The following is a 12237-nucleotide window of genomic DNA, read 5'->3' as shown; positions in this document are numbered from 1 at the left end:
TAGTTATTGAACATTGAAGTAGTATGCCTGATTTCTCATGAATATAAAAATACGGATAAATTAACCTTAACTACACATAGCTCAAAATATACAAAGAAGTTACTCTTTTATCACTTTTTTGTAATAGCTTCAGTATAGATTAACTTAACTAAAATTACTGTTTAATAATCATTAATACTTTTCCTAATATTTGATGCTTATCTACAGGGCCAATCCTCTCAACCGTTAGGCTTGAAGGATTCTCGCCTTTGCTCCAAATAAAACCATAACGGTCAATTAGTGCAACCGTTTTAATAATAAGCCCTAATGTTTGATGCTTAATTAATACAGTTTGATTAGGTTTTACACGCCAAAAATTAAACCACTGATTAATTAATATATAGCTGTGCTGAGGCACTTTAGGAAACATACTGTGTCCCTTTACTTTTAAAAGTTTAAATCCTAGTACCGTCATATTATTAAGCTCCTTTATCTAAAATCGCTTTTGCTAGTTTTCCGTTGTCGCCAGTATGTTCCTTTTGTTTAGCAGCTACTGTGACAAAATTTAATTTTTTATCTAATAATTCTAATAACGTATAAAACATAATGACTCTCCTGTGGTAACTAAAACAATGTGTTTCAATAATTAACGCTTAATGTACTACCTCTTGCTGGCTTTCGAGTTTCTGCTTAAACTCTTGGATTGATTGCATACAATCATTACAAATAGGATTCTTTTTACTGAATACCAGAATTGGAGGAAAAGTTAATTTCAAGGCCTTAATGGCAATTAACTTTACGTCTTCTGTCGCTTGTTTGCTTTGAGTTAAGTTAAGCATTCTATTATGCGGAATAAGCAAATAACGTAACCCTATTTGCTTATCTCCCTGTTGTTCAAATAGTGTAGATAAGTTATGTAAAGTACATATCCACGCCATTAATAAATTGATGTTCGTTGGGTCTGCCGACCATAAATAATCTAATTGTAGTTCAGCCTCTTTATAGTAATATTCGGCTTGTAACCAATTTTGTTTTTCATAACACTCATTTCCAAAGGTTAGTAACCTTTGCCAAAGCAATGGTTCTGATTGCTGAATTACATTTGTTTTCATTAGCGAATACCTTCCTTATTTATTAATCTTACCGCCACAACTCAAATGATAATCATTATCATTTGGGTTTGCAATAGATATTTTAAATGAAATAGTAATTAAGAAGTAGATGGTAGAAATGTTTTAAATAATCTTTAGGAAGTGTACAATTAATTAACGAATATAAAGGAGATAACCTATAAATTTAAAAATATAGGCTATAGTTTTTTGAAGTTTAACTGTGCGATGTTTTAAAAATTGAAGCTGATAAAGATGTTAATCTGCTCAATTTATTTCTAAAATATTGCAAATAGTATGGTTTACTTTATTCACATCATATTTATTTTGAGCAAACGCCAAACTCGCTTCCCCCATAGATGCGAGTTCATTAGGATTTTCTATAAACCAGAGCATTTTATCGGCAAGATGTTTTGCATTACCTTTTTCAACTAAGAATCCATTACTCCCTTCTTCAACAGTATCTCGACAACCAGGAACATCTGTTGTGAGTATCGGGCGACCAATTGCCATAGCTTCTAGAACGGTACGAGGTAATCCTTCATGGTATGACGCTAATACAAATACATGGCACTGCCTTATAAAAGGTCTAACATCAGTGGTATTACCTAAATACTCTATTAGCCCCTTATTTTTCCAACTATAGACTTCTTCAATTTTTATACCATCAGGAGATGGATCTGCTGGTCCCAAGATTTGAAATCTTATATTCGGATATATTTTTAATACAATTTCAGAAGCAGACACATATTCTCTTAAACCTTTATCACCTAACAACCGAGCAATCGTCAGAAAGGTTAAAATAGGCTCTTTAGGTAGCTCACAATGTTCAAAGTAATTTAAATTTACTCCTGAACCATTTACTACATAAGCTTTTGAATGTGGAATTATTCTATTTTGTATAAAGGTCTGCTTATTATCGTTATTTTGAAATATTACACTTTTGGCTGAAACTAAAGCTCCTTTATAGAGTGTTTTAGCTATAAACTTTACAACATTCCGTTTAAATCCACCTGATTGAAAAGCAAAACCTAAACCTGTTATTAAGGCATTAAATTGAATACTTGAAAATAAATTAGCGCTCAACCCACCCCAGATAACCGGTTTAATAGTATACGCTATAACTTTATTAGGCCGTTCTTTTTGGAATACTTTGACTAAGGACATAAAAGTTTTTAAGTCTGAAAAAGGGTTGATGCCATTTCGTGCAATCGGATAAGAAATATACCTACAGCCTAATTTCTCTATTCTATTTTTAGTTTCTATATCTGTGTAGGCAGCCATCGTAATAACTTCATGGTTTAAATTGACTAATTTCTTTATCAATTCGCCTCTAAAGTTAATCAAAGACTCAGGTAAAGCCCCGATAATAATAATTTTCATAGTGAATAACTCTACTGTGTTTATTTATGGTCACAATTTATAATTAAAGTGTTAATTTCACTTTGTAATTGCTTTATTAAAACAGGGTCTTGATGTGTACTTTTGTTTCTTAAAGTTAATAATTTATTTTCTAATTTGAATATATTTGCGAAAAATACAAATAAAACTTTAGCGATAGTTTTACCCACAATTTTAACTTTATTACCAAACGTTAAAAATTGTAAGTATTGAAACAAAACAATTTTCAAACCATTAAAATATGCTCTGATTGCCTTCTTAGGAGAAACACTACTTTCTTCACGATAGTAGTAAAGAGGCTCCTTTATAAAAGCCACCTTTAAATCCTTTTTAATTGCCGCATCAATCCACAACTGATAATCTTCTTTTAGCTTTGTATTCTCGTTATAGCTATTTCTTAAATACCAACTTTTCCTAACCAATATAGTGGCGTGAGCTATTCCTGACAGTCCAAAAATGGCATCGCTTACAGATAAGTTATCAAGAACTTCTACTGAAGGTTGCCTATAACCAATAACTTCATTTTCATCAGTAATAGAGCAAAGCCCTGTTGCTACAATATCTATGTCGGGCGAATTATCTAATAGCTTTACTTGCTTTATAATTCTATCAAGAGAAACCAAATCATCAGCATCCATCCTAGCGATATACTCCCCTTGGGCAATATCTATAATTTGGTTTAGCCGAACAGGTAAGCTTTTATTTTTTCCATCGCTGATCACTTTAATACGCCGATCATCAAAGCTTTTAGCAATTTCTAATGAATTATCTGTTGAACCATCATCCAATAATATAAGTTCGAAGTCTGTAAAGGTTTGATTAAGTATTGAGTAGATACTTTGTTTTAAGAAATTACCAGGATTATAAAATGGAATACCAATGCTAACTTTCATTATAAATTCTCTACTATTGGATTAAATCGATAAGGAGCTAAATTACTAAATGTGCTTGTAGTTAAATAAAAATATAAACTCATGAATATAATGGCAACGAATATCATGATTAACCGTGTTTGATAGTCTTTAAAACTTATAATTGTCATCGGTAATAAAAACATATTCAACTGAATGAAATATATACTCATCCTCAAAAAGCCTGATGGGTCAATTCTTAAAATTATCGAAAGTAAACTTATTAATGTACCAAGTAAATATAAGGATAATAAAATATCAAACGAGCGTGTTCCCAGATACCTAGCATTGACTCTCCGACATAATACGAACCAAACAAAAAGCAAAATATTAAAGGTTGAAACGACAACCCCACCACTCGTTTCTTGTTGATCGCCATAGGTTGAATATTTACTATCAATACTTGAAGCGATACTGATGAAGCTTGGAAAAAAAACAACAAAAATAAGAAAAAAGAAAAGAATGAAGCCAATTTTACGAGGTTTTATCTCCCCCTTGAAAATAAAATATAAGGGCAAGCAAATAATAATTGACTTATGAAACAAACAACCAATTAAAATAGACAATAAATATCTTATTGGTTGTTTGTTTATTATGAATATTACAGAAACGGAAAATATAGCTATAGCAATTGCTTGCCGAGTACCATTAATTTGAAAAAGATAAGGGCCTATTAATAATAAAGTCGCTAATGATAATGTTTTAAGATTGAACTGTTTAATGCTGTAAAAATAACAACTAGTTATAATAATTGAGCTTAATGAAAATAATGCAACGTAGTTATCACTGATCAGACGCCCCAAATAATTAAGCACCCAGAAGGCAGGCTCACCTTTAACATTAATAATACCAATAAGAGAGTCAACACTATCAATATAATTATAATAATAAATATAGTGTGGAGAGTCAGTTCCTACTTTTGCATGCTTAAATCCAGTGAGGATAATTAAGGGAATTGCAGATACGATATAAGTTGCGTTCAAAGCTATTTTATTAAACTTAAAATGATGTCCTATAAACATAAAGCTTAAAGAAAGTAGATAAATAAAAATATAAGGCAACATTTAAATTATTCACCTAAACCGAAAGGTTAATAATTGAATACAACTTATTAAGTTCATCACTGTTATTATAATTATTCATTGAACAGTAATGACTTAATGCACTCCTTCTATTTGGATCTTCATACAAATCAATAATACTTTGGGCAATTTCCTCTCTAGAATTACCACTAATAACTCCATCAACAGAATGCTCAATTTGACTTTTAGCTGTAGGATAATTAGCTACCAATATAGGTTTTGCTAAGATTTGGGCTTCTGAAACAGTAACCGCTTTCCCTTCATATCTTGAGGGTTGAACATATATGTCACATGCTTTCATGTAAGGGTATGGATTATTGATTTTACCTAATAGAATAAAACTATCTTCTAAACCATGGTTTATGATTAATTTTTCTAGTAAAGCTTGGTCAGGTCCATAACCAATAATGTACCACTTAATATGTGTAAAACCTTTTTGATGTATTAAAGCAAGTACTTCAATAGCTTTATCAAATGCTTTTGGATGGCATAAACGGCCAACAGATAAAAGAGAAAAGCAGTTTTTATCTAATGTATTTATTGCTATATTTTCTAAAGACATTGTTTTAACAAAGTCAGGTGATGTAATGTTTTCTACAACAATTAACTTTTTTTGTAATGACGGATATTTTTTTACAAAGGCATGAGAACAATCATCAGATATAGAAATAATATAATCGAACATATCCCACATTTTTAAATCGGCTTTCACATCAGTAGTGATAGCAGAATAGTCTGTATGTATCCAAGCTATCTTTACTTTTGCGTTAACTTTGTTCGCTATAAAATCATGAGGCCATAAATAACTAATAGCGACATCATATTCTTTCGACATTTTTGGAAAAAAAGGTAAGCAAAACCGCCATATAAGCTGAGTTTGAAGATAATTTGTTTCTTTAACTTTATTAAAAAACATCGCTGACTTAGCTAATGTTCTAGCAACACCAATAAACCAACTTTTAGTCTTAAAAATTTCTTTTATAGATTGTCTAACCGTTTTGTATTCTTTTACTTCATCAAGTAATTTGGCTTGCGGAGGAAGTAAGTCAAGAAAGTCACCTGTGTGGCTGTAAAGAAATAAATCGACGTCAAATTGCTCATAGTCAAAATTATTAAGCATACTTAATAGGCTTCGTTCTACTCCACCTACTTCCATATCAAATGAAGAAATTAATAATTTTTTCATTTGTTTATCCCTGTAATTTTTTAAAGTTATTTGATCCTAATAGTTTGATGATCAAACCTTTAACAGCTTTCTTAAATTTAGAAGACGAGGAAGCCCAAGTAGCACCAAAATGATGTACCGCGTAAGAGGTATCGTCACTATAATCAATTTTATGTAGATAATCATAAGGGGAAAATTTAACACGGTCTAAAACGGTAATTACTTCGTTATTTTTGGCTGTAATACTTTGATTTTTTCCATCTAAAACCAAGTTATATTTTTCAAGTAACGTAGTTAGTTTAGTAACATTTGTTGTTAAATCGCACTCTCCGCTAGGCAAAATAAAAGGTCGGTTATGGTAAATACACATAAACTCGTTGATAAAGGCAGAATTTTTTCTCGCACAAATGGTACTTGTTGCTATGTAATTAGCTTCTTCAAAACCTAATACCACATCATTATCAAGTAAATCATCAAACACCTTAAACACTTCAACGTCGGTATCTAAGTAGATACCTCCTTGGTGATACAAAGCAAATAATCGAGCATAATCACTAACAAATGCATATTTTTTTGCTTCGTACGCCTCTTTAACATAGTCATTAATATCAACATTAAAATTATCTTCATTCCATTCAACAATTTGATAATTAGGCAACATACGACTCCAACCATCAATATACGCGATTACGTCTTGTGGTTTATCGCCTTTACCAAACCAACAATAATGTATAACTTTAGGGATTGTCATAATATGTACTACCTATAAGATTTATAATTTTTATTATTAAAACTTTAAAAGCAAGCGGACTTGGCTTTTAACACTGCTTACTATACGAAAAATACTGGCTATTACTTTAAATAGCACTCTACTTTTGGCACTCGATATTATCAAATTATTTTTAAAGCCTAAGAGACCACAGTCATTTTTATAATTACCATTTAACTTAGTCCGTAAACTAACCAAATCACTATATCGTTTTTCATTTATTATTTTTGTTATTTGAGATGAGATAAAAATAGCATGCCACCGCTCTGACAAGGTATTATTCATAAAAAAAATAGACGCATCAAAGTTAAACTTTGAGCTCATATTAGTGCCTGTCGACAACGTATAATTAAGCCCATAATAAGGCGACTGCCCTAACTTATATGCATAAGTGTAACGAATCAAAAAATCCCAATCTTGATGTTTAAATAGCTTATTATTAAAAGTTACATTCACTAATGTTGCTTTATTAATAACTAAACTTGAAGTGACTGAAATCCCTCCTTGAATAAAAATAAACTCGCATATATCTGATTGTGTTTTATATGTGGGTATAGCTTTAGTAACTATTTGATCTGATATTAAATTAACTCTGCTAAAACAAGCATCTAGTGATTGATCATGTATTGTTGTTAAGCACGATATTAGGTGTTGATTATTCCACGTATCGTCAGCGTCTAAAAAGGCAACATACGAATATTGTGCAGCTTGAATACCTATATTTCTCGATACATTAGCATTACCTTTGCCTTCAGGTTGTAAAATAGTAATTGGACACTGCAGGGAATAATGTTCTGCTTTATTTTTTAATAAAGGGAAATCGTCTGAGCAGTCGTCAACAATAATTATTTCAACATTTACATTACATTGCTGTAGAACAGATTGAATTGCAGCAACAATACACTCTGCACTATTGTAGGTAGTGATAATAACTGAAACGTTATTTTCTGTATTCAACGATAAATCTCAATATAAACATAAATTTTATTAATAATGAGCTAACGACTAGTTAAACTAAAGATCATGTTTAGTTCATTCGTTGGCTATTTGATTAGCTGGTAATAAATTTGCACTTAACATTTTAAAATTAAAAAGCACCAATAAAATTAAAAGTAAAATTCCCGATAATAATAAGTCAGTAAACACCAAACCTGTTTCAATCGAAGAATATGATGTAACAAAACAATAAATTAGAACAACAGGTAAATATCGTGCGGCTACTCCGAATATAACTTTATAAAATTCAAAGCTTGAAATACGAAAGCCATATTTAAATAAAACAAAATAAATCACCATAAAACTAATGGTAAAACCAATACATAAACAAATCGCTACCGCAATTATGTTGCCTAGATATATCCCGAAAATAATAAAAATTATATTTACTGCGGCAGCAATTGCTCCACTATAAAAGAGCAATTGAGGCTTATTAATAGATTGAAAAAAAGCTCCTGACGTTGACAGCACCATCTGAACTGGAATAATAAAACTTAAAATAGTCACTAACTCGTCTACTTCCCCCCATTGTTCGCCAAACAGTAAAAGTACAACCTGTGTACTATTAACTCCCATAAAAAGCGCAATGGGTATCGATAATATAAGTAATTTTTTTATCAATTTATTATGCTCTTTAAGAATTAAATTTAAATTCTGGCCACTAAGAATTGGTTGAATAGCAGGATTTATAGAATACGTTATTAGTTGTAATGGATATCTCATTAACTGATACGATTTATCATAAATACCAAGAGATTCAATACTTAAATACTTACCTATTAAAATATTATCTAAATTTCTTGAAAAATAGTTAACAACATTAAATAAAAATTGAAACGTTGAAAATCTAACAACTTCAGATAGATATTTAAAATTAAAGTTTAGTTTTGCCAATCCAACATATGTACTTTTTGAAAGTATATAAAGCATAAAGAAACGAAAAACAGAAGATAAAAGAATACGAAGAAATAAAATAATGACGCCATAGTCATATTGATATAAAACAGCCACTAATATAAAAGTGACCAGTTCGCTTAAAATATTTACTATTGCAATAGAGTAAAATTTAGTTTCTCTATGAAGACTGACTGTAGGAAGAGTAGCCATAGCTTGAAATACAATAGCAACTGACACAAATATTCCAAAAAATGAATAGGATGAATTATCGTAATAACTATTCAAAAAGAAAGAAAAGCCGTAAAAGCTTCCTCCTAGAATAGCCCCAAGAACAATAGTAAAAGTAAATACACTATCTCTTAAATTCGTCCCTATTTTTTTTAAGCTCAATAAAGCTGGTGATAAACCTAAATCAGAAAAAAGTTGAAAGAAAATAACAAAAACATGAACCGAAGCAACAATACCAAATTCTGCAGGTGTGAACATTCTCGCATAAAAAACCATTGAAACAATCTGTAAAACATAAACAGATAAATTTCCAAAAACACTTCTTTTTATTGAGCTATAAAGTTTGTTACTCATTATTTATCAGGCCATAATTCTGAAAAATACTGCCCTTGTTCGTCTAATAATTTATACTTTTCAAGATCTCTGAGTTTTATGATCCGTTGACTTGAACCAACAACAATCGCTCCTGGTTCAACGTTTTTAGATATAACAGCTCCCATACCAATGACAGCACCATCACCAATAGTAACTCCAGGTAAAATCATAACATTCATACCAATCCATACAGACTTTCCAATGGTTACAGGTTTTAGTATATATTGATCATCGTACGGTATTGCTTCACCTTCGGTACTGTGATTTGCGGAATAAATTACAACATTACGACTAATTTGTGTATTGTTGCCGATTGATATCCCTCCTAATGCGAAAAAAAAGCTACCAAATCCTACTCGAATATTGTCGCCTAATTTTAACCCCTCAGAATAATAGACTTTAACATCACCATGAAATTTACAGTTTATTCCTTGATGTTCAACTGTATTAAGTGAGACTTTACCAACAGCCTTTCTTACTTTATCTTCAAGCAGATGCTTATAAAATGTTACTAATTTTTCGATTATCCATTCGTTAAATATTAATTCCACAAGCTTTCGAAGTATTTTTTTTAACATACTTTTTATCATTAACGTAATAGTTCCTAGGGTAGGTTCCAGCTTTATTATTTTTATTGCTTTATGTTAAGCGATTGTTAAGTTTTGGCGTTTTAGGAAGTTTCATTATTAGATACCATATTGTTTATGAAAGCAAATAGACCAAATTATAAAGATAAACTCATGAATATAAGTAAAAATTATTGTTTAAAATAAATTGAGGTTAAAAAGTGTGGGCAAACATTAGAGCGTGTTGACCTTTTGGGTATAAATTTCGTTCAAATTAAACGCGATTTAATCTATAGCCAAACCGCCTCAAGATGCTTGTTTCAGGCATCTTTATTATATGTAAAAAGTAACAACAACGAGTAAACCGCGTATAAATAAGCCTGTAATACAAAGGTCAACACTCTCTCTAGCTTTAAATATTATGAGTTAACATTTCTTTCTCACCTTCAAAATTATTAAAAAGTGCTAAGTGTGCGCTTTGCGAAAACGTATCATCTCTGTGGGTATATTGCGAAATCCAATCAATTAGCATAGCTAAATTAGCATCTTGAGCGGCTTTAGATTCATATTTATGAGGTTCCCAAGGGCGTTTTTGTGCATTACGAATACAATCTTCAACCGATAAGTTTAAAAAGATAACTTTATCGGCAATAGGTGTAACCAACTCAAGTAAATCGGTGTAGCACCCTTCAATTACCCATACGTTGTTATTTTTCAAAAACTCATCAATTTTAGCTTTAGACTCGGTAATTGGTGTTCTAGATGGTGGCGTAGTTGGTTGCCATGCAATCGTGTCTATACCCGTTACCATTCAAGATGCAGGTTTCAGTGGGAACTAAAAACAATTTAGGCAAGGCATTAAGTTTACGTCATGGTTATTCCCTTACTAAAGTTAATAACGAAGCATAAATTGTTTTTAGACCCATCGAAGAAGCGCTTGAGCAAAATCACTTCTTCGTTAATGCTTTTTATAAGGGAACAACCATTACTACAAAGTATCGCCTTGAATTGATATCGCTCAAGTGCTCTGAAATAGCCTCATGAGTGGTAACGGGTATGGATCTAGATGCGCACTTTGATTGCCTGCACTTATTTTTTGAGCAAGCGTTGATTTGCCCGATCCTGAATTTCCAAATATAACCACTTTAGACAAAACAAAGCCTCCTTCTATTTACTCGTAGCACTTAACTTTTCAGCTACCTAAACTTATTAGCTGCTTGTTGTGAATTTTTGATAGCACTAATAATGAAATAATCGCTCCGCTTAAGGCCCACATCATGTCTGATTGTGTATCCCAAATATAACCTTGTGTACCTAAAAAAGCTTCAGCATCTTCGCCTGTAGATAACGCGACCCACCATTCAATTAATTCATAAAAGGCACTAAAAGCTAAACAGATGGCAACAATAATAATGTTTCGCCATTTATCACCATTTACAACGTGTTTGCGAATAAGTATTTCTCGCGCAAGTAAGGCAGGAACAAAGCCTTGAAAAAAGTGCCCTACTTTGTCGTAGTTATTTCGCGTAGCACCTAATAATTCATCAAAAAACGGCACTTCGGCATAGGTATAATGCCCACCTACCATTAATACAATACAATGGAGTAATATAAAAAAGTACAATAAGGGTGTTAACCGAAAGCTGTTATAAGTAAATGCTAAAATGCTGCCACCAATAACGGCAGGTAACACTTCAAGAAACCAAGTAAATTGATCTTTTGGATTAACACCAGACCAAACAAGTACCGCTAAAAATAGACTCACCCAAAGGTATTTCATTGCTTATTGCCCGCATCTTCATTTAATAAAATAAGGCTTAAACCTATCATGGTAATATTGGTGGTTACAGGATTAAATGCTTCAATTAATAGCTGAGGCTGCAAAATACCCACAAAAACTAAAAGCCCTATTAAACCGGCAATATTCAGTAATATAATGGCTTTATTTTTATAGAAAATAAAAATAACAATACCAAAAATCACTTCGCCGATCCCTGCTGATTTAGTAACAAAATAAGAGAGTTCTTCAGATAAACCAATACTCGCTGTCATTAATTTTTCTAATGGCGCTATATGAACTAACTTAGGAAATATACCGTGATATAACCAGCTGAAACTGACAATATATCGAGCAATTTGAATGGAAGACATGTGAAGATCCTTTTTCTTTATTTAAATCAGTCACTATATGCTTTTTATAAGGGAGCAACCATTATTACAAAACATTGCCTTGAATTGATATCGCTCAAGTGCTCTGAAATACGTATCTTGATTGGTAACAGGTATATATGCCCTCACCATACATGATCATCAAAAAATATAAAACAAAACCAAAGGCTCGTAATGAGATAATCACCCTTGGTAGTTTTACAGTTGAATAAATTTATTATAACTTACTTATCGCCAGCTCCACCCGCTTTAATTCTCTTAATGTCGACATACGATTAATTTCCATAAAGGTCCACATTTTTAATGCTATTTGAACGACCAATGAAATAATTAATACAACGCCCCAATGTAGCTTGTGTTCTAGTATAGATTCTACAAAAAAGAATTCGTATCCCGCCCAAACCATCATTGCTGATACCGCCAGCGTTATAATAGACACTAAGATCATCCAACCACCTAAAGCGCCTTTATATGCGTTTGCCAACATTGAAAACAAGCCTTCTTGATGTACTAAAATTTGATCAACTTGTTTAGCCTCTGACTCTAATTCTTCTTTAATTTTTTTATCTATATTCATCACATTATTCCTT

General features: G+C 31.6%; 15 protein-coding genes. All 15 read right to left on the bottom strand.

The annotated features are described in order from the left end of the window. Window positions 1-154: 154 nt before the first annotated feature. A complete protein-coding gene (locus tag AC0L5Q_RS18605; RefSeq protein ID WP_473613002.1) occupies window positions 155-409 on the bottom strand; it encodes a S24/S26 family peptidase in 255 nt (84 codons plus the stop codon). A 49-nt stretch (window positions 410-458) separates the two neighbouring features. After that, window positions 459-584 (bottom strand): hypothetical protein, encoded by a 126-nt coding sequence (locus AC0L5Q_RS18600; RefSeq protein ID WP_473612997.1) that lies wholly within the window; start codon window positions 582-584, stop codon window positions 459-461. A 48-nt stretch (window positions 585-632) separates the two neighbouring features. Beyond that, window positions 633-1091, bottom strand: a complete 459-nt coding sequence (locus tag AC0L5Q_RS18595; protein WP_473612993.1) for a hypothetical protein — start codon at window positions 1089-1091, stop codon at window positions 633-635. Window positions 1092-1355: 264 nt separating this feature from the next. Beyond that, entirely contained in the window at window positions 1356-2471 is a 1116-nt protein-coding gene (locus AC0L5Q_RS18590; protein ID WP_473612989.1) for a glycosyltransferase family 4 protein, read from the bottom strand. A 20-nt stretch (window positions 2472-2491) separates the two neighbouring features. After that, on the bottom strand, window positions 2492-3382 hold the full coding sequence (locus tag AC0L5Q_RS18585) for a glycosyltransferase family 2 protein (RefSeq protein ID WP_473612985.1): 891 nt from the start codon (window positions 3380-3382) through the stop codon (window positions 2492-2494). Then, window positions 3382-4464 (bottom strand): EpsG family protein, encoded by a 1083-nt coding sequence (locus AC0L5Q_RS18580; protein ID WP_473612981.1) that lies wholly within the window; start codon window positions 4462-4464, stop codon window positions 3382-3384. Before AC0L5Q_RS18580 ends, AC0L5Q_RS18585 begins: the two co-directional genes overlap by 1 nt. Window positions 4465-4477: 13 nt before the next feature. Then, complete coding sequence (locus AC0L5Q_RS18575) at window positions 4478-5668, bottom strand: glycosyltransferase (protein WP_473612976.1); 1191 nt, start codon at window positions 5666-5668, stop codon at window positions 4478-4480. Between the two features lie 4 nt (window positions 5669-5672). Further along, window positions 5673-6398 (bottom strand): glycosyltransferase family 32 protein, encoded by a 726-nt coding sequence (locus AC0L5Q_RS18570; RefSeq protein ID WP_473612973.1) that lies wholly within the window; start codon window positions 6396-6398, stop codon window positions 5673-5675. Between the two features lie 36 nt (window positions 6399-6434). Beyond that, entirely contained in the window at window positions 6435-7373 is a 939-nt protein-coding gene (locus AC0L5Q_RS18565; RefSeq protein ID WP_473612969.1) for a glycosyltransferase family 2 protein, read from the bottom strand. A gap of 75 nt (window positions 7374-7448) precedes the next feature. After that, window positions 7449-8891, bottom strand: a complete 1443-nt coding sequence (locus tag AC0L5Q_RS18560) for an oligosaccharide flippase family protein (protein WP_473612965.1) — start codon at window positions 8889-8891, stop codon at window positions 7449-7451. Next, complete coding sequence (locus tag AC0L5Q_RS18555) at window positions 8891-9502, bottom strand: acyltransferase (protein WP_473612961.1); 612 nt, start codon at window positions 9500-9502, stop codon at window positions 8891-8893. Before AC0L5Q_RS18555 ends, AC0L5Q_RS18560 begins: the two co-directional genes overlap by 1 nt. A gap of 388 nt (window positions 9503-9890) precedes the next feature. Continuing rightward, complete coding sequence (locus AC0L5Q_RS18550) at window positions 9891-10289, bottom strand: shikimate kinase (RefSeq protein ID WP_473612957.1); 399 nt, start codon at window positions 10287-10289, stop codon at window positions 9891-9893. A gap of 381 nt (window positions 10290-10670) precedes the next feature. Beyond that, window positions 10671-11258 (bottom strand): DUF2238 domain-containing protein, encoded by a 588-nt coding sequence (locus tag AC0L5Q_RS18545; protein ID WP_473612955.1) that lies wholly within the window; start codon window positions 11256-11258, stop codon window positions 10671-10673. Further along, on the bottom strand, window positions 11255-11629 hold the full coding sequence (locus tag AC0L5Q_RS18540; RefSeq protein WP_473612951.1) for a DoxX-like family protein: 375 nt from the start codon (window positions 11627-11629) through the stop codon (window positions 11255-11257). Before AC0L5Q_RS18540 ends, AC0L5Q_RS18545 begins: the two co-directional genes overlap by 4 nt. A gap of 235 nt (window positions 11630-11864) precedes the next feature. After that, window positions 11865-12224, bottom strand: a complete 360-nt coding sequence (locus tag AC0L5Q_RS18535; RefSeq protein WP_473612948.1) for a DUF6768 family protein — start codon at window positions 12222-12224, stop codon at window positions 11865-11867. Window positions 12225-12237 lie beyond the last annotated feature (13 nt).

The sequence above is a fragment of the Pseudocolwellia sp. G5-9 genome (assembly GCF_055808995.1).
This window is presented reverse-complemented; position numbering and strand designations above follow the sequence as displayed.